Genomic DNA, 20,693 nt, shown 5'->3' on the forward strand with positions numbered 1-20,693 from the left:
TTCGCTTTCGATTCAGCTTGGCGGGCGCCGTGAACCGTCACTTCCGATTACTTGGGCGGAGGAGGCGCCAGCACGCTGCGGTCGCCATTGTGTTCGGGCGGTGTCACCACGCCTGCCGCTTCCATTGCCTCGATCAAACGGGCGGCGCGGTTGTAGCCGATTTTCAGGCGTCGCTGCACACCCGAAATCGAAGCGCGGCGAGTCTCGGTGACGATGCGGACTGCTTCGTCGTAGAGCGGATCGGATTCGTCCCCCGCCCCGCCACCGCTTTCGGGCAGGCCCGTCGCGCCGACCACCACGCCTTCGCCGAGCGTCTGGACTTCGTCCAGCACGCCTTCGATGTAATCCGGGCCGCCACCGATCTGCTTGAGGTGCTCGACGACGCGGTGGACTTCCTCGTCACTGACGAAGGCGCCATGCACGCGCTCGGGCAGCGCAGTGCCCGGCGGCAAATAGAGCATGTCGCCGTGGCCGAGCAGCGTTTCCGCACCGGATTGGTCGAGGATGGTGCGCGAGTCGATCTTGCTCGACACCTGGAACGCGATGCGCGTCGGGATGTTTGCCTTGATCAGGCCCGTGATCACGTCCACCGATGGACGCTGGGTGGCCAGAATCAGATGGATGCCCGCCGCACGCGCCTTCTGCGCCAGACGCGCGATGAGTTCTTCGACCTTCTTGCCGACGATCATCATCATGTCGGCGAATTCGTCGATGAAGATGACAATGAAGGGCAAGGTTTCCAACGGTCGAGGCGCCTCGCCGAGTTCGGCATTCGGCTTGAACAGCGGGTCCATCATCGGCTGGCCCGCATCGATCGCGTCTTTCACTTTCTTGTTGAAGCCGGCCAGGTTGCGTACGCCCACGGCCGACATCAGCTTGTAGCGCCGCTCCATCTCGGCCACGCACCAGCGCAGGCCGTTGGCGGCTTCCTTCATGTCGGTGACGACCGGCGCCAGCAGGTGCGGGATGCCCTGGTAGACGCTGAGTTCCAGCATCTTCGGGTCGATCATCAGCATCCGCAGGTCCTTGGCGGACGCCTTGTACAGCAGCGACAGCACCATCGCGTTGACCGCGACGGACTTGCCCGAGCCGGTGGTGCCAGCGACCAGCAGGTGCGGCATGCGCGCGAGGTCGGCGACGGTCGGGCGGCCGGCGATGTCCTTGCCCAGCGCCAGCGTGAGCGGGCTGGTGGACTTGTCGTATTCCTTCGAGCGCAGCAGCTCGGAGAGGAAAATCATCTCGCGCGTGGTGTTAGGCGTTTCCAGGCCGACCACCGACTTGCCGGGGATCACGTCGACCACACGCACCGACTTCACCGACAGGCCGCGGGCGATGTCCTTGTCGAGCGAACTGATCTGGCTGACTTTGACGCCGGGCGCGGGCTCGAGTTCGAAACGGGTGATCACCGGGCCCGGATAGGCGCCGACCACCTGTGCATCGATACGGAAGTCCTTGAGCTTGAATTCGATCTGGCGCGAGAGGGTTTCCAGCGTTTCTTCGCTGTAGCCCTTGGGCTGCGGCTTGGGATCGTCCAGCAGCGCCAATGGCGGAATGCCGGTGCCGTCGCTGGTATGGAACAGCGGGATCTGCGTCTCGCGCTTGGCGCGTTCGCTCTTCTCGACGACGGGCGCCGGCGGCGGTTCGATCTTGACCGGCTCGCGCTTGGCGCGCAGTTGGGTGTCGACCTTGCGGGCTTCCTCACGCTCCTCGCGGAAAGCGCGGGTCTGCTGCCATTCGGTCGCCTGCTGGCTGCCGCGACGAAACAGCTTGCTGAGCAGCGGCGGAAGCGCGAGTGTCCATTGACCCACCTTGTCCATTACGGTCAGCCAGGACAGTCCCGTGGCCAGCGTCACCGAAATGAGCAGCAGCGCGATCACGAACAGATTGCTGCCCATCGGGCCGAAACCCTTGTACAGCGAATTACCCACCAAACGGCCAAGGATGCCGCCGGCTCCCGCCGAGAAATCCGGTGCAGCGCCGACACGCAGATACAACAGGCCAGTGGTCGAAACCAGGAAGCCGACAATGCCGATCAGCCGCAATGCCGGACCGAGGTCGGCGTCGCCATCGCCGTCCGCATCCATGCCGAACAAGGCGATCCAGGCGATCAGGCCAAGCATAATCGGCAACAGGAAAGCGACGTAACCGGTGAGATACAGCAGGATGTCGGCAATCCAGGCGCCGACGCGACCGCCGACGTTATGCAGGGGCGCGGTGACGCTACCCGAATGCGACCAGCCCGGATCGGTCGGCGAGAACGTAAAAAGACTCGCCATCAGATACAGCAGCAAAGGCGCGATCAGGATCAGCGCGATATCGCGCATCAGCCGCTGTCGGCGGGGCGACGGCGGTGCCTTTTCCGCCTTCACCTTCTTGCGGGTTGCTGCCGGGGCTTGCGCCACTGTGAGGATCTGCCTGAGCTAGGTTCTGTTAGTTGTTGAAGATACGGGAAAAAGCGGCCCCAGGGAACCCGAAACCCGCGAAAACGACCGTGCCCCGGGAGGAGCATAGCCGGGAACCCGGAACCCGGGCATCGAACGCCCTGTTCTCCACTATTGAACTTGGCTTCCCCTCGCCGAGCTCTCGATTCGTTGGGTTCGGATTGAACCAGTAGTCGTCGCGCACACCGCAATGCCCGACTGACGTCAATCGCATGGCTGCAGACACCGCAACACTGCGGCCCATCTGGCTTGCCTTGTAATGCCCGGACGCCATCGCCACTCTATGCATCCCCGGATCCGATCCGGATCAACGCCGCAAGCGGCGACTCCCAGACACCATCCGCACCGCAGGGTGCGCGCAAAAGCACGCGACCATAAACATGACCCCTTCGAAGCACTCCAGTCTGATCATCCTCGGTTCCGGCCCTGCAGGCTGGACGGCTGCGGTCTATGCCGCGCGTGCAAACCTCAAGCCCGTGATGATCACCGGCTTGCAGATGGGTGGCCAGCTGATGACCACCACCGAAGTCGACAACTGGCCGGGCGATGCGCACGGGCTGATGGGGCCGGACCTGATGGCGCGCATGCAGGCGCATGCGGAACGCTTCGATACCGAAGTCGTCTTCGATCACATCCACACCGCTGATCTTTCGCGCCGCCCGTTCAAGCTGGTTGGCGATAGTGGGGAATACACCTGCGATGCACTGATCATTGCCACCGGCGCGACGGCGAAGTACCTGGGCCTGCCTTCGGAAGAGCTGTTCAAGGGCCGTGGCGTGTCCGCCTGCGCCACCTGCGACGGCTTCTTCTACAAGGAACAGGACGTCGCCGTGATCGGCGGTGGCAATACCGCGGTCGAGGAAGCCCTGTACCTGTCGAACATCGCCCGCAAGGTCTACCTCGTGCATCGCCGCGACACCTTGCGCGCCGAGAAGATCATGCAGGACAAGCTGCAGGCCAAGATCCAGGCAGGCAAGATCGAGCCGGTATGGCACCACGTCGTTGACGAAGTGCTTGGCAACGATGCCGGAGTTACCGGCATTCGCGTGAAGTCGGTGCAGGATGGTTCCTCGCGCGACATCGCCATCCATGGCCTGTTCGTCGCCATCGGGCACACGCCGAATACGACGCTGTTCGAAGGCCAGCTGGACATGAAGAATGGCTACATCACCATCCGCACTGGACTGAGCGGCGAAGCCACTGCCACCAATGTCCCGGGTGTGTTTGCCGCGGGCGACGTCGCCGACCAGGTCTACCGACAGGCGATCACTTCGGCCGGCTTCGGCTGCATGGCGGCACTGGATGCCGAGAAGTTCCTGGACAAGGAAGGCTGATGCCGCGCAACTGGCTGTCTGTTCGGTCGAGGCTGGTATCGCCGGCCTCTTCCGTAGCAGCCTGATGCTCCTGCCCCAGGGGCTGAGAGCGAAATGACGGACGAAGTCCGTTACCTCACCGATCTCTCAATCATTCCTGCCGCTGCGTGGGACGCCCTGCATGACGGCAGCAACCCGTTCGTCTCGCATGCCTTCCTGCATGGACTCGAACAACATGGCTGCCTGCGCGAAGACTGGGGTTGGGCGGCGCAGCATGTGACGCTATGGGAAAACGGTCGCCTCGTGGCCGCTGCTCCCGGCTACCTGAAGTACAACTCGCACGGCGAGTTCGTCTTTGACCACGCATGGGCCCGCGCTTATGCGCAGCATGGCCTGGACTACTTCCCGAAATGGCTGTGCGCCGTGCCGTATTCACCTGTGACTGGTCCGAGGCTGCTGGCGCGGAGTGAGGAGCATCGTCGCGCATTGCGGAGCGCGATCGTCGAAATGTGCACACGACGCAAGCTGTCGTCGGCGCACGTCAATTTCCACCAGGAAGTCGAGGAAGCCGGCTTCGATGAGGCCTGGCTCCTTCGCCTCGATGTGCAGTATCACTGGCGCAACAGCAGTAGCTGGAGGAGCTTCGATGACTTCTTGGCGGCGCTGGATCACCGGCATCGCAAGAACATCCGCCAGGAGCGCGCCCGGGTCGTGCGCGCTGGCGTCAGCTTCCGCGTAGTTCATGGCGACGAGGCCACTGCGCAGGACCTCGAGACGATGCATGACTTCTACCTGCGCACGTTCGCCGAATACGGCAATCACCCTGCCCTGACCCTGCCGTTCCTACGGCATCTGGCGACCGCCATGCCGCGTGCGTTGGTCCTGTTCCTCGCAGAGCGCGACGGACGGCCGATCGCGGGCGCTCTGTGCCTGCGAGGCGAACACACCTTGTACGGCCGTTACTGGGGCGCGAATGAGCGCGCGCCGGGTCTGCATTTCGAAACCTGCTACTACCAGGGCATCGAGTATTGCCTACGCGAGGGACTGACCTGCTTTGAGCCCGGCGCCCAGGGCGAACACAAGCTGGCGCGTGGATTCCTGCCCGCACTGGTTCGCAGTAGACACTGGATTGCCCGCGAGGATTTCCGGGGCGCCCTGAAGGAATGGTGTGCTGAGGAAATCACCGCGGTTCGGAACTACGCTCGGACGCTATCCACGCATTCGCCCTTCAAGCAACCGGCGGGTGCTCCCTAGCTGCCCTCGATTGGGCCATGATCGCGCTGATGTCGATCCATCTGCCCGCGCTGCCGCCGGATCCGCACGCCCCGTTCCCGCCCGGGCATGCAGCACTGCGCCATCCAGACGGCTTGCTCGCCCTGGGCGGCGACCTGACGCCGCCGCGGCTGCTCAACGCCTACCGCGGTGGCATCTTTCCCTGGTACTCGGACGGGCAGCCGATCCTGTGGTGGTGCCCGGATCCCCGTACCGTGTTCCGCACCGATGGTGTCCGCCTCTCGGCACGGCTGAGGCGTTGGCTGCGGCGTAGCCGCTGGGTGGTTCGGGCTGATACGGCGTTTTCCCAGGTCATCGAGACTTGCGCATACATTCCGCGCGATGACCAGCGGGGTACCTGGATCACGCGGGAAATGATCGCCGCGTACTGCGAACTACACCGCCTGGGTCATGCCCATTCGGTCGAGGTCTACGCGGACGACCAGCTGGTCGGTGGGTTGTACGGCGTCTCGATCGGCCGGATGTTCTTCGGCGAAAGCATGTTCAGCGCCGAATCCGGAGGTTCCAAGGTTGCCCTGGCTGCCATCGCGCATCGACTGCACGAGTGGGGGTTTCCGCTGATGGACGCCCAGGTCGAAAATGACCACCTGTTGAGCATGGGCGCGGAGCGTTGGCCTCGCGAACGTTTCCTGAAGGACGTGGCCTCCCTGACTTCGGCTTCCGCGCCTGCCGGATCCTGGGATGAACGTTTCGGCGTGCTGAGGGCGGCTGAACTGGCGCCCTCGCCCCTCGGCTGAATCTGCTCCGTCGCGCGACGCTATCCCGCGCCCGCTTTTATGGCAAAATGCGCGACTTCGCGGGCGTCTGACGCCCGTTTCTCTTCTGCGCTTAGCGCGACAGACACGTATAACTGGGAGCCGCATGGCAAAAGATGATGTGATCGAATTCGAGGGCACGGTGGCGGAAACCCTTCCGAACACCATGTTCCGAGTGCGCCTCGAGAACGGCCACGAGATCATTGCCCATATCTCCGGGCGGATGCGCAAGAACTACATCCGCATCCTGACCGGCGACAAGGTGAAGGTCGAAATGACCCCGTACGACCTGACCAAGGGTCGCATCACCTATCGCATGAAGTAATTGCGGTAACTAATTGAATTAAAAAGGCGGCCACTGGCCGCCTTTTTCGTGGTGAGGCCGGGCTGGAGGGCAGCCCGGCATCCAGAAGGTCACACGGTCACAGGCAGTAGCTTCTCGGGCTCGGCGCGCGCGTCGACCACGAGTTCGTCGTCCTTGACGTCGATGGTGACGCGACCACCGCCTACCAGCTTGCCGAACAGCAGTTCGTCCGCCAGCGGCCGCTTGATCTTGTCCTGGATCACCCGGGCCATCGGACGCGCACCCATCAGGGGGTCGAAACCGTGCTGGGCCAGCCAGTCGCGGGCCGTCGGCGTCGCCGTCAGGGTCACGTTCTTCTCGTGCAACTGGGATTCCAGCTCGATCAGGAACTTGTCCACGACGCGAAGGATGTGCTCGAAGGCCAGCGCCTGGAACTGCACTACCGCATCAAGGCGGTTACGGAATTCCGGACTGAAGGCACGACGAATGATTTCCATCGCATCGGTCGAGTGATCCTGCTTGGTGAAACCGATCGAGCGCCGTGAGGCCTGCGCGGCGCCGGCATTGGTCGTCATCACCAGCACCACGTTCTTGAAGTTGGCTTCGCGACCGTTGGTGTCGGTGAGGATGCCGCGGTCCATGACCTGCAACAGGATGTTGAAGATGTCCGGATGCGCCTTCTCCACCTCGTCGAGCAACAGCACGCAGTGCGGCGTCTTGACGATCTTCTCGGTCAGCAGGCCGCCCTGATCGAAGCCGACGTAGCCCGGGGGCGCGCCGATCAGGCGCGACACCGAGTGCGGTTCCATGTACTCGGACATGTCGAAACGGACCAGCTCGATGCCCAGCTGCAGCGCGAGCTGCTTGGTCACCTCGGTCTTGCCTACGCCGGTCGGGCCGGCGAACAGGAAGTTGCCGATCGGCTTGTCCGGATTGGCAAGGCCCGACCGGGCAAGCTTGATCGCCGAAGTCAGGGTGTCGATGGCCGGATCTTGGCCGAAGATCACCATCTTGAGGTTGCGCTCGAGGTTCTTGAGCACATCCTTGTCGGACGCGGAGACCTGCTTGGTCGGGATGCGCGCCATCTTCGCGACGATCGTCTCGATCTCTTCGGTATCGATCAGCGTCTTGCGCTGGTTGTCCGGCAGCAGGCGCTGTCGCGCACCGGCTTCGTCGATGACGTCGATGGCCTTGTCCGGCAACAGGCGGTCGCCCAAGTGCTTGACCGATAGGTCGACGGCGGCTTGCAACGCCTCGTCGGCGTAAGTGACGCCGTGGTGCGCTTCGTACCTCGGCTTGAGGCCCTGCAGGATCTCCACGGTCTCGCCCACCGTCGGCTCGACGATGTCGATCTTCTGGAAGCGGCGAGCCAGGGCTCGATCCTTTTCGAAAATGCCGCGGTATTCCTGGAACGTGGTCGAGCCGATGCAGCGCAACTCGCCCGTCGCCAGTGCCGGCTTGATCAGGTTGCTGGCGTCCATGGTGCCACCCGAGGCGGAACCTGCGCCGATGATCGTGTGGATCTCGTCGATGAAGAGAATTGTCTCTGGCAGCTTCTTCAGCTGAGCGAGAACGGCCTTCAAACGCTTCTCGAAGTCGCCGCGATACTTGGTGCCGGCAACGAGTGCACCCAGGTCAAGCGAATAGATGGTCGCGTCGGCAAGCACTTCCGGAACATCGCCGTCGACGATGCGCTTGGCGAGGCCTTCGGCGATCGCGGTCTTGCCCACGCCGGCTTCGCCGACATAGAGCGGATTGTTCTTGCGGCGGCGGCACAGCACCTGGATGGTGCGTTCCACTTCGTTGACGCGTCCTACCAGCGGATCGATCCGGCCTTCGCGGGCCAGCTGGTTGAGGTTGACTGCGAACTCGGCCAGGGCGTCGCCCTTGACCTCGCCCTCGCCACCCTCGCCCTGGCGCGAATCGCCTTCGTCCTGGTGCGACGACGATTCCTCGCCACCGTGCTTGGCGATGCCGTGCGACAGGTAATTGACGACGTCCAGCCGCGCGATGTCCTGCTGGTTGAGGAAATAGACCGCGTGCGAATCCTTCTCGCCGAAGATCGCCACCAGCACGTTGGCGCCGCTGACTTCCTTCTTGCCCGAGGATTGGACGTGATAGACCGCACGCTGCAGCACGCGCTGGAAACCTAGGGTGGGCTGCGTATCTCGGCCGTCGTCGTCGGCGAGCCTGGCGACCGAAGTGGCGATTGCCTGCTCCAGGTCATTGCGCAGCCGCGAGAAGTCCGCGTGACAGGCCTTGAGGACGCCTTCGGCCGACGGGTTGTCGAGCAGTGCAAGCAGCAGGTGCTCGACCGTCATGAACTCATGACGTGCCTCGCGCGCGCGCTTATAGCACTGGCCAATGCTGTATTCGAGATCCTTACTGAACATGGAAGTAGCCTCTGAATCACTGCAACCCTATTTGGGGACAGCAACCGGCGTTTTCCATGCCAGCCCCTTCGGCGTTTGGAACGCTGCGTGGCACTCGATAGCACAATCGGTACAACTTACAACCTGTCCAACGTCCTTCCCTGTTCTTTTAGGCCTTTTCCATCGTGCAGAGCAAGGGGTGCTGATTGAGCCTTGAATATTCGTTCACCTGCGCCACCTTGGATTCGGCAACCTCGCGGGTAAAGACACCACACACTCCACGGCCACGAGTATGGACATGCAACATGATCTGGGTGGCCTTTTCGGCATTGAGCGAAAAAAAGCGCATCAAAACCTCCACCACGAAGTCCATCGGGGTGTAATCGTCGTTCAGCAACAGCACGGAATAGAGCGGTGGTCGCGCGACTTCCGGCTTGCCGGTTTCCACCATGACGCCATGGCTATGTTCGTGTTCGGTTCGCTTCGTCATGGGCGAATTATAGGGAACCGGCGCGACGGACTCAGCGATGGACGCTTGGCAGCCCCCCTTGCACAATGGCAGGACTCGATGACCCTGGGGGCCGAATGCGCACTTTTACCGTCGCCTTGCTGCTGCTTCTCTCTGTTTCACCTGCTGTCAACGCGGCCAAGGGCACACCTCCGGCCAAGAAGGAAGGCGACCCGGTGGTCCGCCAGTTGCTGGATAAGCTGGGCTACAAGTACGAGGTGGATGAGGACGGCGACTACAAGCTGACCTTCGGTATAGACGAGGCGAAGGACGGTCGCAGCCAGCTGGTTTTTGTCCGTTCGTCGGTGGAAACCTACGGTTCGCATAAGGTGCGTGAGATCTGGTCTCCCGCCTACACGTCGGAGACCGATGAATTCCCCGCGAAAGTCGCCAACCGCCTGCTCGAAGCGACCCAGAACAGCAAGATGGGCGCCTGGGAGAAACAGGGCCGTTACGCCGTGTTCGTGGTGAAGTTGCCTGCTGACGCCAACGCCGAACTGCTTGACGATGCCGTCGACGCCGCGCTGCGCTCTGCGGACGAAATGGAGCAGGAACTGGTGCCCGGCAAGGATGACTTCTGATGGGCCGATTTCGATGAGGCAAATGTTGATGAGTGTGTTGCGATGAGCTACCGCGAAGGCCGTTTCTGGCAACCCGATGTGACCGTGGCGACAATTGTCGTCAAGGATGGCCGTCTGTTGATGGTCGAGGAACAAGCCGGCGGCCGCCTTGTTCTGAACCAACCGGCCGGGCATCTCGAGCCCGACGAAAGTCTCCTTGAAGCCGCGCTCCGCGAGACGCTGGAGGAAACCGGCTGGGAAGTACGGCTTACCGCGTTCGTGGGTGCTTACCAATGGAAGGCGCCGATCAATGCCGATGGAAGCGGCGGTCGCCATTATCTGCGTTTCGCGTTCGCCGCAGAGCCTGTCGTCCACTACCCCGATCGGGTGTTGGACGAAGGCATCGTCCGCGCTCTATGGCTCACGCCTGGTGAACTGCAAGCCGAAGCTTCCCGTCATCGAAGCCCATTGGTCTGGCGCGCGGCTTCGGATTTCCTGGCCGGCCGTCGTCAGCCTCTGGAACTGCTCCAACATCTGGAATGAGTACCGCACGCACCATCGTAGGCATTTCCGGGGGCGTGGATTCGTCCGTTGCCGCCCTGCGCCTGCGCGACGCCGGCGAGCCGATCGCCGGCCTCTTCATGCAGAACTGGGCCGATGACGGCAGCGGCGATTGCCGCGCCGAGGACGACCGACGGGATGCGGTTGCCGTCTGTGGTCGATTGGGCATTCCAATTCACTTCCGCGACTTCTCGAAGGCGTACTGGGATGGCGTCTTCGCTCACTTTCTCGCGGAATATGCAGCAGGTCGGACACCCAATCCCGACGTGCTGTGCAATCGCGAGATCAAGTTCAAGTATTTCCTCGACGCCGCGCACGAACTTGGGGCCGACTTCATCGCTACTGGCCATTACGCGCGCGTCGCGAAGATTGATGGCCATTGGCGACTGCTCAAGGCGTTGGATCGCAGCAAGGACCAGAGCTACTTCCTGCACCAGCTTGGGCAGAGGCAGCTGTCAGCTACGAAATTCCCGCTCGGCGAGATGCTTAAGACACAGGTTCGCGACGTCGCACGCGAAGCCGGTTTGGCAACACATGCGAAGAAGGATTCCACCGGCATCTGCTTCATCGGCGAGCGCGATTTCCGCGAATTCCTGGCGCGATACCTGCCCGCTCGCAGCGGCGAAATGCGCACACCGCAGGGGCATGTGCTGGGTGAGCATCCGGGCGTGTTCTATTTCACGCTGGGGCAACGCGAAGGACTGAACATCGGCGGCGTACGCGGCTTCGAGGCCGCGCCGTGGTACGTGGTTGGCAAGGACGTAACCAATAACGTGCTGTACGTGGATCAGGGTGTGGACAGTCCCTATCTCTATTCGCAGACATTGCAATCCGAGGTGGCGCACTGGATTGCCGGCGCCCCGCCCTCCTCCCGTTTCGAGTGTCAGGCCCAGACGCGCTATCGTCAGCCGGATCAGGCCTGCGAGGTAACCGTGCGCGACGATGGCACGTTGGACGTCCGCTTTGCACAGCCGCAACGTGCCGTCACGCCGGGACAATCGCTGGTGCTGTACGACGGCGACAACTGCCTCGGTGGCGCGGTAATTGCTGCTACGGATGCCGTGCTCGAGCAGCGAATCAAGGAATACGCGGCATGACCGAAGCCGATCTCAACCCCATGTCTGACCGCATGCTGGCACTCGCCGGTCTGATGCAGGCGCTCGCACAGGTGCGGCGCATCGCGGACACCGGTCAGGCACACGCCGATGTGCTGACCACCTCACTCGATTCCGTGTTCCGCATCGATGCTGATGGTGCCGCCGAAGTCTATGGCGGCGTGCCTTCGCTGCGCACCGGACTGATATTGCTGCGCGATTATTTCAGCGGGGCCATGCCGGACGAACAGCTGCCGCGTTTGGCGCTTGCCGTGCTCCAGCTGGAACGCCGTTTCGTCCGCGACGATGAGATGGTCGAGCGGGTACTGAATGGAATCCGCGCCCAGAGCGGTGTTGCGGAGCGGTTAGGGAGCTCGCATCCCGACGTGCTCAATGCCTTGGGCTCGCTCTACGCCGACACGCTGAGCCACCTGCGCCCGCGCGTGCTGGTGCAGGGCAACCCGCATTACCTAGGCCAGGCCGCAGTAGTAGCCGAGGTGCGTGCGGTGTTGCTGTCTGCAGTGCGCTCGGCGGTGCTGTGGCGGCAGATGGGCGGGACGTTCTGGGATTTCCTGCTGCGCAAGCGTGCCATGGGAGAAACCGTGCAAGAACTGTTGGCCTGATCTTCCAGCTGGCATGAATGAAAAAAGCCCCGGCGAGCCGGGGCTTTTTTGTGGTCCTGAGCAGTGGATTACGCTGCGACGACCTTGTCCGCCACTTCGCGATACTCCTCGATCTGGTCGAAGTTCATGTAGCGGTAGATCTCGGCACCCTTGGTGTTGATGATGCCGATATCCGCCATGTACTCCTCGCGGGTCGGGATGCGGCCCAGGCGCGAGCAGATCGCGGCGAGCTCCGCCGAACCCAGGTACACATTGGTGTTGCGGCCCAGGCGGTTCGGGAAGTTGCGGGTCGAGGTCGAGAACACCGTGGCACCCTCGCGCGCCTGCGCCTGGTTGCCCATGCACAGCGAGCAGCCCGGCATTTCCATGCGTGCGCCGGCGGTGCCGAACGTGCCGTAATGGCCTTCCTTGGTCAGTTCCGAAGCGTCCATCTTGGTCGGCGGCGCGACCCACAGGCGGGTCGGGATGTCGCGCTTGCCTTCCAGCAGCTTCGCAGCCGCACGGAAGTGACCGATGTTGGTCATGCACGAACCGATGAACACTTCGTCGATCTTGGCGCCGGCGACATCGGACAGCGTCTTCACGTCGTCCGGATCGTTCGGGCAGGCGAGGATCGGTTCGACGATCTCGTTGAGGTCGATCTCGATGACCGCGGCGTACTCGGCATCCGCATCGCCTTCCAGTAGCTGCGGGTTGGCCAGCCAGGCTTCCATTGCCTTGATGCGACGCTGCAACGAGCGCGGATCGGCATAACCTTCGGCGATCATCCACTTCAGCAGCGTGATGTTGCTGGTGATGTATTCGATGATCGGCGCCTTATCCAAATGCACCGTGCAACCGGCAGCCGAACGTTCAGCCGAAGCGTCGGACAGTTCAAACGCCTGCTCGACTTTCAACTGCGGCAGGCCTTCGATCTCGAGGATGCGGCCGGAGAAGATGTTCTTCTTGCCCTGCTTGGCGACGGTCAGCAGGCCCTGCTTGATCGCGGCCAGCGGGATCGCATTGACGAGGTCACGCAGGGTCACGCCCGGCTGCATTTCGCCCTTGAAGCGGACAAGCACCGATTCCGGCATGTCCAGCGGCATCACGCCGGTGGCCGCGGCGAATGCGACCAGGCCCGAGCCGGCCGGGAACGAGATGCCCACCGGGAAGCGGGTGTGCGAGTCGCCACCGGTGCCGACGGTGTCGGGCAGCAGCATGCGGTTGAGCCAGCTGTGGATCACGCCATCGCCCGGACGCAGCGCGATACCGCCGCGGTTGCTGATGAAGGCCGGCAGTTCGTGGTGCGTCTTGACGTCGACCGGCTTCGGGTAGGCGGCGGTGTGGCAGAACGACTGCATGACGAGGTCGGCGGAGAAGCCCAGGCATGCCAGGTCCTTCAGCTCGTCGCGGGTCATCGGACCGGTGGTGTCCTGCGATCCCACCGAGGTCATCTTCGGTTCGCAGTAGGTGCCCGGACGGATGCCCTGGCCTTCCGCCAGACCGCAGGCGCGGCCGACCATCTTCTGCGCCAGCGAATAACCCTTGCCGGTGTCGGCCGGGTTCTGCGGCAGACGGAACAACGTCGACGGTGCCAGGCCCAGCGCCTCGCGCGCCTTGGCAGTCAGGCCGCGACCAACGATCAGCGGAATGCGGCCACCGGCACGCACTTCGTCGAACAGCACATCGGACTTCACCGAGAACTCGGCGATGACCTGACCATCCTTCAGCGCCTTGCCTTCGTACGGACGCAGTTCGACCACGTCGCCCATGTTCATCTGCGACACGTCGAGTTCGATCGGCAGCGCGCCGGCGTCTTCCATGGTGTTGTAGAAGATCGGTGCGATCTTCGAACCCAGGCACACGCCGCCGAAACGCTTGTTCGGGATGAACGGAATGTCTTCGCCGGTGAACCACAGCACCGAGTTGGTGGCGGACTTGCGGCTCGAGCCAGTGCCGACGACGTCGCCGACGTAGGCGACCAGGTGGCCCTTGTCCTTAAGCGATTCGATGAAGGCGACCGGACCGCGCTTGCCGTCTTCTTCCGGGGTGATGCCGTCACGGGCGTTCTTCAGCATCGCCAGCGCGTGCAGCGGGATGTCGGGGCGCGTGGTCGCGTCGGGGGCCGGCGACAGGTCGTCGGTGTTGGTTTCGCCAGTGACCTTGAAGACGGTGATGGTCATGCTGGCCGGCACTTCCGGCTTGCTGGTGAACCATTCGGCGTCGGCCCAGCTCTGCATCACGGCCTGGGCGTTGGCGTTGCCCTTCTGTGCCTTTTCCTGCACGTCGTGGAAGGCGTCGAACATCAGCAGTGTGTGCTTGAGCGCGTTGGCGGCGGCGGTGCCGACCTGCGCGTCGTCGAGCAGCTCGACCAGCGGATGGATGTTGTAGCCGCCGAGCATGGTGCCCAGTAGTTCGGTAGCGCGCTCGCGCGAGATCAGCGTGTTCTTCTCGGTGCCGAAGGCGACGGCGGCCAGGTACGAGGCTTTGACCTTGGCGGCGTCGTCGACGCCGGCCGGAACACGGTTGGTGATCAGATCCAGCAGGAACTGTTCTTCACCCGCCGGCGGATTCTTGAGGAGTTCGATGACGTCGGCGGTCTGCTGCGCGGTCAGCGGCAGGGGCGGGATGCCCAGGGCGGCGCGCTCGGCGACGTGTTGGCGGTAAGCAGCAAGCATCAGGAACTCCATGTGTGACAGGTGTTGAAACGAATGGACATCAAGCAGCTGGAACGATCAGCTTGAGTCCCTTGAAATACTGGCGATAGAAAGCGTCGTCGCGGGTGATCAGGGCGTCGCATTGCAGCAGTGCATGCGCGCCGACCAGGAAGTCGGGCAGCGCCCGGACCTGCGCTTCACCGCGCTGGCGATAACGGCGCTGCATCTCGCCGGCTCGCAGCGCCGACTTGGATTCGACGGGGCTGAAGCGGATGCTCATTTCTTCGAGCACGGTCAGGGCTTCGGCGCCGTCATGCAGCGCGCTGCAGACTTCGGCCAGGGCGACGTCGCAGATCACCACCGGGCCGTTGCTCAGGCTCTGGCGCAGGCACGCTTCCGCGGCATCGGCCTGCGGGCCGTCGGCCAGCAAGTCGATCAGCACCGACGCATCGATGGCGATCGTGGTGCCGCTCACGCGTCACCCTGCTCTTCCGGGCCCGGCTCGCCCACCGTCCGGATCGCGCGCATTGCCTGGTCGGTGGATTCGAATCCGTCGAGCTTGAAGCGCCCACGCGCACGGGATACGGCGTCGTCGACACTCTTGCGCAGGACGATACGGTTGCCCTCCAGCTCGACCTTCAGCAACGTGCCCTTGGTCAGGCCCAGCGCATCGCGCACGGCCTTGGGCAGCGTGATCTGGCCTCGTTCGGCGACGGTGGCTTCCATGGGCTGGCTCCCGTTCGGTATGTATGAATTTTACATACTGGTTGATTCGTACTCAAACCCGGAAGCATTGGTTTGAGCTCTCCGTCACCCCGCCGCCAATCAGGCGTCCTCTTGCCCGCCAAACTCAGTAAATATATCCAAATAACAATGGCTTACGAGGCATATTGAAACGCTGTGTTTGCAACGCTCACATGGACTGCGCCTGAACCGCCCCGACTTGTTCATAATCGTCACGTCATGCCGTACGGCCCCGTCCTGCGGCAGGCGTGCCAGCCCCAGAGGCGCCCCACCTCGCCAGCCGCACACATAACAAGGAGCCCCACCATGTCGTTCGACTCCTTCGCCACCCGCGCCCAGCTCGCGGTCAACGGCAAGTCCTATACCTACTTCAGCCTGCCCGAGCTCGGTAAGCGCTTCGACCTGTCGAAGCTGCCCTACTCGATGAAGATCCTGCTCGAGAACCTCCTGCGCCACGAAGACGGTGGCATGACGGTCGGCAAGGAGCACATCGAAGCCGTTGCGCAATGGGACGCGAGGAAGGAGCCGGACACCGAGATCGCCTTCATGCCTGCGCGAGTGGTATTGCAGGACTTCACTGGCGTGCCCTGCGTGGTCGATCTGGCGGCGATGCGCGATGCGGTCACGCGCCTCGGCGGTAGCCCCAAGCAGATCAATCCGTTGATTCCATCCGAGTTGGTGATCGACCACTCCGTACAGGTCGATGTGTTCGGTCGTGCCGATGCATTGGATCTCAACGGCAAGATCGAGTTCGAACGCAACAAGGAGCGCTACAGCTTCCTGCGCTGGGGCCAGAAGGCATTCGGCAACTTCAAGGTGGTACCGCCCAACACGGGCATCGTCCACCAGGTGAATCTGGAAAACCTGGCTCGCGTTGTCGTCGAACGCGACGTGGACGGCGTGCTGCAAGCTTTCCCGGACACCGTCTTCGGCACCGATTCGCACACCACGATGATCAATGGCATCGGCGTGCTCGGCTGGGGCGTAGGCGGTATCGAAGCCGAAGCGGCAATGCTGGGCCAGCCTTCGTCGATGCTGATTCCGCAGGTGGTCGGCTTCAAGCTCACCGGCAGGATGCCTGAGGGCGCCACCGCTACCGACCTGGTGCTGACCGTCACGCAGATGCTGCGCACGCTCGGCGTGGTCGGAAAATTCGTCGAGTTCTACGGCGATGGGCTGCAGCATTTGCCGCTCGCCGATCGCGCCACGATCGCCAACATGGCACCGGAATACGGCGCGACCTGCGGCATCTTCCCGATCGACGCCGAAGCGCTGACCTACCTGCATCTATCCGGACGCAGCAAGGAACAAATCGCGCTGGTCGAAGCCTATGCGAAGGCGCAGGTCCTATGGCACGAGCCGAACTCGCCGCACGCTTCCTACTCCGCAACGTTGGAGCTCGATCTGGGCGATGTGAAACCCTCGCTCGCCGGTCCCAAGCGCCCGCAGGATCGGGTGTTGCTCGAGGCGATGAAGGACAACTTCCACACCAATCTGGAAGGCCTCACCTCGCACCGCAAGCCACGCGAATCGCTTGAACGCCTGGTCGGCGAAGGTGGTGATCAACCGCAGGCCGAGCATCTCGCCGCCAAGCCGAAATCGAAGATCCGCATCCACGAACAGGACTGCGATCTCTCCGACGGATCGGTGGTGATCGCGGCCATCACTTCCTGCACCAACACATCCAACCCGGCAGTGATGCTCGGCGCAGGTTTGCTCGCGCGCAACGCCGTGAAGCTGGGCCTGAAGTCCAAACCATGGGTGAAGACGTCGCTTGGTCCAGGCTCGCTGGTGGTTACCGACTACCTGAAAAAGGCCGGAGTGCTCCACGATCTGGAGAAGCTCGGCTTCTATGTCGTCGGTTATGGCTGCACCACCTGCATCGGCAACTCCGGCCCGCTGCCGGATGAGGTGTCCAAGGGCATTGCCGAAAACGAACTGGTCGTCGCGTCGGTACTCTCCGGCAACCGCAACTTCGAAGGCCGCGTGCATCCGGAGGTGAAGATGAACTACCTCGCCTCGCCGCCGCTCGTGGTCGCGTATGCACTCGCGGGCACCGTCGACATCGACCTGAGTAAGGATCCGATCGGCCATACCGCCGATGGCAAGGACGTGTATCTGCGTGATATCTGGCCGTCGAATAAGGAGATCGGCGATATGATTTCCGCGACCGTGGGCCCGGAGTTGTTCGCGCAGAACTACGCCGACGTGTTCAAGGGCGATTCGCGCTGGAACCAGATCGCGTCGCCCGAAGGCGAGTCGTTCCATTGGGAAGCGTCTTCGACCTACATCAAGAACCCGCCCTACTTCGACGGCATGACCATGCAGGTTGGCAGCATCGCCGATGTGCATGGCGCACGCGTGATGGGAATCTTCGGCGACTCGATCACCACCGATCACATCTCGCCAGCCGGCAATATCAAGAAGGATTCGCCTGCCGGCCGCTATCTGATCGAACGCGGCGTACAGCCGACGGATTTCAACAGTTACGGATCGCGCCGCGGCAATGACGACGTGATGGTGCGCGGCACCTTTGCCAACATCCGCATCAAGAACCTGATGCTGGGCGGCGAGGAAGGCGGCAATACGCTCTATTACGGCAAGGGTGGCGGTGCCGGCGACAAGCTGGCGATCTACGACGCCGCGATGAAGTACAAGGCGGACGGCGTACCGCTGGTGGTATTTGCCGGAAAGGAATACGGCACGGGCTCGTCGCGCGACTGGGCCGCGAAAGGCACCAACCTGCTAGGCATCAAAGCAGTGGTGGCCGAGAGCTTCGAGCGCATCCACCGATCCAATCTGGTCGGCATGGGCGTGCTGCCCTTGCAGTTCAAGTCCGGCGAAAACGCGTCGAAGCTGGGACTGGACGGTTCGGAGACGATCGACGTCAGTGGCCTCCAGGACGGCGCGTCCAAGACTGCGACGGTTACGGCGCGCAAGCCCGATGGCCGCGAAACCCGCTTCGAAGTGAAGGTGTTGCTGCTGACCCCGAAGGAAGTCGAATACTTCCGCCACGGCGGCATCCTGCATTACGTACTGCGGCAATTGGCTGCGAAGAAGCACGCGTAAGTAGATCGGGTCCCTTGCGCATGGCGGTGAAAGGCGGCTTCGGCCGCCTTTCACATTTCTATAGCCGCGACTTCCAACTTGCGTTGACCAGACGCCAGTCGCCGCCTTCCATGCGCCACCCCGTTTCCACGTCATAGACCTGCCCGCTTTCCGGCAACGTTCCCGACCCGCCGGTCAATGCGGCGGTGAAACGGACGCTCGCATGTTGCTGCCGTACTTCTACTTCGAGCGGTCCCAGCGTCACGCCGACATCGCGATAGCGCAGGAACATGACCTGCGCCAACCGACGCGCGCCGTCGCGATCCAGGCCTTCGGGACCGATGAAGTCGTCGGCCAGGAGATCCTGCACGGCGGAACCGTCATGCTTCTCGATTGCGCTCTGCAACCCCGCTACAGCGGCCCTGAGCCGTTCTTCCGGCGGCGTTTTCGCGCATGCGACAAGGACCATGGCCGAGACCAGCACCAGCCAGAACGATGCCCTGCCCTTGTACGGATTCGTCCGATTCATGCGCTACGCCCCACCGATTCCGGGACGAGCGTACGCCGGATCACGACTCGCACGCATCTGCCTTGCCAGCCCATAGGCCCTATGCTCCAATCGACGAAACGACCGTACGGCGGCGCATTCGCAGTCAACCGGTCAACTCGAAGTGACACGAATCGCCGATGGAGAGGGGATCGCGATGAGCAATGAACGTCCGTGGCTGGCCGAGTACCCGGCGGGGGTGCCTGCGGAAGTCGATATGAACGAATTTCCGTCCGTGGTATCGGTGCTCGAAAAGGCCATCGACACGTATCGCGATCGCCCGGCCTTCGCCAACCTGGGCAAGGTGCTCACCTACGGTGAGATCGATCGGCTGAGCAAGCAATTCGCCGCTTACCTGCTGGGCGAACTCGGACTGAAGAAAGGTGATCGCGTCGCGATCATGCTGCCCAACTGCCTGCAGTACCCCATCGCGATCTTCGGCACGCTGCGCGCGGGCCTGACCGTGGTCAACGTCAACCCGATGTACACGGCGCGCGAGCTCAAGCACCAGCTGGTGGATTCCGGCGCGACGGTTCTGGTGGCGCTCGACAACTTCGGCCATACCGTCCAGGAAGTGATCGCCGAGACGGCAGTCAAGCAGGTCATCACGACCGGCCTGGGCGACATGCTCGGCTTCCCGAAGGGAGCGATCGTCAACTTCGTATTGCGGCACGTTAAGAAGATGGTGCCCGACTACGACATTGCCGGTGCCGTGCGCTTCCGCGACACGCTGGTTCTCGGCCAGCTGAAGCCGTTGCCGGCCGTGCAGATCGATCAGGAAGACATCGCGTTCCTGCAGTACACCGGCGGCACCACGGGCGTTTCAAAAGGCGCGATGCTTACCCATCGCAACCTCGTGGCAAACATGCAGCAGGCTGCGTCCTGGGTGGGCACGAACGTCAGGCTCGGCGAGGAAGTGATCATCACCGCACTGCCGCTGTATCACATCTTTGCACTGACGGCGAACTGCCTGGTGTTCATGAAGTTCGGCGGGCTCAACTACATGATCACGAATCCGCGCGACATGCCGGGTTTCGTGAAGGAGCTGAAGAAGGTTCCGTTCACCGCCATCACCGGCGTGAACACGTTGTTCAACGGCTTGCTCAACACGCCCGGCTTCGACCAGGTGGATTTCTCGAAACTGCATCTCACGCTCGGCGGTGGCATGGCCGTGCAGCGCGCCGTCGCCGATCGCTGGAAACAGGTCACCGGCGTAACGCTGGTCGAGGCCTATGGCCTGACGGAAAGCTCGCCGGCAGCGTGCATCAACCCCATGGATCTCAAGGCTTACAACGGCGCGATCGGCCTGCCGATTCCGTCGACCGATGCCTGCGTCCAGAACGAGGAAGGCGGCCAGCTGCCGCTCGGCGAAGTCGGTGAACTGTGCATCAAGGGCCCGCAGGTCATGCGCGGTTACTGGAACCGCCCCGAAGAAACCGCGAAGGTCATCGACGCAGGCGGCTGGTTGCACACGGGCGACATGGCGAAGATGGATGAGCGTGGTTACTTCTACATCGTCGACCGCAAGAAGGACATGATCCTCGTCTCGGGCTTCAACGTGTACCCGAACGAAGTGGAAGACGTGATCGCGATGATGCCGGGCGTGCTCGAAGTCGCTGCGGTGGGTGTGCCCGACGACAAGTCGGGGGAAGCCGTGAAGGTTGTGATTGTGAAGAAGGATCCTTCACTGACAGCCGAGCAGGTGAAGGCGCACGCGCGTGAAAATCTCACGGGTTACAAACAACCCAGATACGTCGAATTCCGCACCGAACTCCCCAAGACCAACGTAGGCAAGATCCTCCGGCGGGAACTGCGCGACACCAAGACTGCCGCCTGATCACCGCATAGAGCGCCCCTCCACGCCCGCAAGGCCATGGCCTTGCGGGCGTTTGCT

General features: G+C 62.7%; 17 protein-coding genes. 10 read left to right on the forward strand and 7 right to left on the reverse strand.

Going from position 1 to position 20,693, the window contains the following annotated elements; translation table 11 throughout:
• Positions 1-47 precede the first annotated feature (47 nt).
• Positions 48-2,402, reverse strand: a complete 2,355-nt coding sequence (locus ACYVGK_RS07455; protein WP_460732733.1) for a DNA translocase FtsK — start codon at positions 2,400-2,402, stop codon at positions 48-50.
• A 419-nt stretch (positions 2,403-2,821) separates the two neighbouring features.
• Here ACYVGK_RS07455 and trxB point away from each other — a divergent pair, with 419 nt between their 5' ends.
• The 4 genes from trxB (at position 2,822) to infA (ending at position 6,127) form a co-directional block, all read left to right on the forward strand.
• Positions 2,822-3,775 carry a thioredoxin-disulfide reductase gene (gene trxB / locus ACYVGK_RS07460; protein ID WP_460732734.1) on the forward strand — a complete coding sequence of 318 codons (954 nt, stop codon included), beginning with the start codon at positions 2,822-2,824 and terminating at the stop codon, positions 3,773-3,775.
• Between the two features lie 93 nt (positions 3,776-3,868).
• A complete protein-coding gene (locus ACYVGK_RS07465) occupies positions 3,869-5,008 on the forward strand; it encodes a GNAT family N-acetyltransferase (protein WP_460732735.1) in 1,140 nt (379 codons plus the stop codon).
• A 29-nt stretch (positions 5,009-5,037) separates the two neighbouring features.
• Positions 5,038-5,784 carry a leucyl/phenylalanyl-tRNA--protein transferase gene (gene aat / locus ACYVGK_RS07470; RefSeq protein WP_460733437.1) on the forward strand — a complete coding sequence of 249 codons (747 nt, stop codon included), beginning with the start codon at positions 5,038-5,040 and terminating at the stop codon, positions 5,782-5,784.
• A gap of 124 nt (positions 5,785-5,908) precedes the next feature.
• A complete protein-coding gene (gene infA, locus ACYVGK_RS07475; RefSeq protein ID WP_031372296.1) occupies positions 5,909-6,127 on the forward strand; it encodes a translation initiation factor IF-1 in 219 nt (72 codons plus the stop codon).
• A gap of 89 nt (positions 6,128-6,216) precedes the next feature.
• Here infA and clpA read toward each other — a convergent pair whose 3' ends face one another.
• The gene (gene clpA, locus ACYVGK_RS07480; RefSeq protein WP_460732736.1) at positions 6,217-8,499 is read right to left on the reverse strand and encodes an ATP-dependent Clp protease ATP-binding subunit ClpA; all 2,283 of its coding nucleotides are present in this window, start codon (positions 8,497-8,499) and stop codon (positions 6,217-6,219) included.
• A gap of 148 nt (positions 8,500-8,647) precedes the next feature.
• Positions 8,648-8,968, reverse strand: coding sequence for an ATP-dependent Clp protease adapter ClpS (clpS, locus tag ACYVGK_RS07485; RefSeq protein WP_460732737.1), 321 nt, complete (start codon positions 8,966-8,968; stop codon positions 8,648-8,650).
• 95 nt (positions 8,969-9,063) lie between these two features.
• Between clpS and ACYVGK_RS07490 the strand changes: the two genes are divergently transcribed.
• The 4 genes from ACYVGK_RS07490 to ACYVGK_RS07505 are packed head-to-tail and all read left to right on the forward strand — an operon-like array spanning position 9,064 to position 11,824.
• Positions 9,064-9,567 carry a type III secretion system chaperone family protein gene (locus tag ACYVGK_RS07490; protein ID WP_460732738.1) on the forward strand — a complete coding sequence of 168 codons (504 nt, stop codon included), beginning with the start codon at positions 9,064-9,066 and terminating at the stop codon, positions 9,565-9,567.
• Between the two features lie 42 nt (positions 9,568-9,609).
• The gene (locus tag ACYVGK_RS07495) at positions 9,610-10,089 is read left to right on the forward strand and encodes an NUDIX hydrolase (RefSeq protein ID WP_460732739.1); all 480 of its coding nucleotides are present in this window, start codon (positions 9,610-9,612) and stop codon (positions 10,087-10,089) included.
• On the forward strand, positions 10,086-11,204 hold the full coding sequence (gene mnmA / locus ACYVGK_RS07500) for a tRNA 2-thiouridine(34) synthase MnmA (protein WP_460732740.1): 1,119 nt from the start codon (positions 10,086-10,088) through the stop codon (positions 11,202-11,204). The genes ACYVGK_RS07495 and mnmA overlap by 4 nt, the downstream gene beginning before the upstream one ends.
• 20 nt (positions 11,205-11,224) lie before the next feature.
• Positions 11,225-11,824: a lysogenization regulator HflD gene (locus tag ACYVGK_RS07505; RefSeq protein ID WP_460733439.1), complete on the forward strand. Its 600-nt coding sequence runs from the start codon at positions 11,225-11,227 to the stop codon at positions 11,822-11,824.
• A gap of 68 nt (positions 11,825-11,892) precedes the next feature.
• Here the strand turns inward: ACYVGK_RS07505 and acnB are convergent, their stop codons facing one another.
• The 3 genes from acnB to ACYVGK_RS07520 are packed head-to-tail and all read right to left on the reverse strand — an operon-like array spanning position 11,893 to position 15,186.
• A complete protein-coding gene (acnB, locus tag ACYVGK_RS07510; protein ID WP_460732741.1) occupies positions 11,893-14,481 on the reverse strand; it encodes a bifunctional aconitate hydratase 2/2-methylisocitrate dehydratase in 2,589 nt (862 codons plus the stop codon).
• Between the two features lie 40 nt (positions 14,482-14,521).
• Positions 14,522-14,935, reverse strand: coding sequence for a type II toxin-antitoxin system VapC family toxin (locus ACYVGK_RS07515; protein WP_460732742.1), 414 nt, complete (start codon positions 14,933-14,935; stop codon positions 14,522-14,524).
• Positions 14,932-15,186 carry an AbrB/MazE/SpoVT family DNA-binding domain-containing protein gene (locus ACYVGK_RS07520; protein WP_460732743.1) on the reverse strand — a complete coding sequence of 85 codons (255 nt, stop codon included), beginning with the start codon at positions 15,184-15,186 and terminating at the stop codon, positions 14,932-14,934. The genes ACYVGK_RS07515 and ACYVGK_RS07520 overlap by 4 nt, the downstream gene beginning before the upstream one ends.
• A 237-nt stretch (positions 15,187-15,423) precedes the next feature.
• Here ACYVGK_RS07520 and acnA point away from each other — a divergent pair, with 237 nt between their 5' ends.
• Complete coding sequence (gene acnA, locus ACYVGK_RS07525; RefSeq protein ID WP_460732744.1) at positions 15,424-18,273, forward strand: aconitate hydratase AcnA; 2,850 nt, start codon at positions 15,424-15,426, stop codon at positions 18,271-18,273.
• Positions 18,274-18,331: 58 nt separating this feature from the next.
• On the opposite strand, the gene ACYVGK_RS07530 is transcribed toward acnA, so the two are convergent.
• A complete protein-coding gene (locus tag ACYVGK_RS07530) occupies positions 18,332-18,781 on the reverse strand; it encodes a nuclear transport factor 2 family protein (RefSeq protein WP_460732745.1) in 450 nt (149 codons plus the stop codon).
• A 175-nt stretch (positions 18,782-18,956) separates the two neighbouring features.
• On the opposite strand from ACYVGK_RS07530, the gene ACYVGK_RS07535 reads away from it, so the two are divergent.
• The gene (locus ACYVGK_RS07535; protein ID WP_460732746.1) at positions 18,957-20,636 is read left to right on the forward strand and encodes a long-chain fatty acid--CoA ligase; all 1,680 of its coding nucleotides are present in this window, start codon (positions 18,957-18,959) and stop codon (positions 20,634-20,636) included.
• The last annotated feature ends 57 nt before the right edge of the window (positions 20,637-20,693 follow it).

The sequence above is a fragment of the Lysobacter tyrosinilyticus genome (assembly GCF_054779815.1).

Coding starts and splice junctions, on each gene's coding strand:
- ACYVGK_RS07505 (WP_460733439.1), top strand. CDS start 11,225: ATGTCTGACCGCATGCTGGCACTCGCCGGTCTGATGCAGGCGCTCGCA.
- ACYVGK_RS07530 (WP_460732745.1), bottom strand. CDS start 18,781: ATGAATCGGACGAATCCGTACAAGGGCAGGGCATCGTTCTGGCTGGTG.
- ACYVGK_RS07495 (WP_460732739.1), top strand. CDS start 9,610: ATGAGCTACCGCGAAGGCCGTTTCTGGCAACCCGATGTGACCGTGGCG.
- ACYVGK_RS07490 (WP_460732738.1), top strand. CDS start 9,064: ATGCGCACTTTTACCGTCGCCTTGCTGCTGCTTCTCTCTGTTTCACCT.
- mnmA (WP_460732740.1), top strand. CDS start 10,086: ATGAGTACCGCACGCACCATCGTAGGCATTTCCGGGGGCGTGGATTCG.
- clpA (WP_460732736.1), bottom strand. CDS start 8,499: ATGTTCAGTAAGGATCTCGAATACAGCATTGGCCAGTGCTATAAGCGC.
- infA (WP_031372296.1), top strand. CDS start 5,909: ATGGCAAAAGATGATGTGATCGAATTCGAGGGCACGGTGGCGGAAACC.
- acnA (WP_460732744.1), top strand. CDS start 15,424: ATGCCGTACGGCCCCGTCCTGCGGCAGGCGTGCCAGCCCCAGAGGCGC.
- aat (WP_460733437.1), top strand. CDS start 5,038: ATGTCGATCCATCTGCCCGCGCTGCCGCCGGATCCGCACGCCCCGTTC.
- trxB (WP_460732734.1), top strand. CDS start 2,822: ATGACCCCTTCGAAGCACTCCAGTCTGATCATCCTCGGTTCCGGCCCT.
- acnB (WP_460732741.1), bottom strand. CDS start 14,481: ATGCTTGCTGCTTACCGCCAACACGTCGCCGAGCGCGCCGCCCTGGGC.
- ACYVGK_RS07535 (WP_460732746.1), top strand. CDS start 18,957: ATGAGCAATGAACGTCCGTGGCTGGCCGAGTACCCGGCGGGGGTGCCT.
- clpS (WP_460732737.1), bottom strand. CDS start 8,968: ATGACGAAGCGAACCGAACACGAACATAGCCATGGCGTCATGGTGGAA.
- ACYVGK_RS07465 (WP_460732735.1), top strand. CDS start 3,869: ATGACGGACGAAGTCCGTTACCTCACCGATCTCTCAATCATTCCTGCC.
- ACYVGK_RS07520 (WP_460732743.1), bottom strand. CDS start 15,186: ATGGAAGCCACCGTCGCCGAACGAGGCCAGATCACGCTGCCCAAGGCC.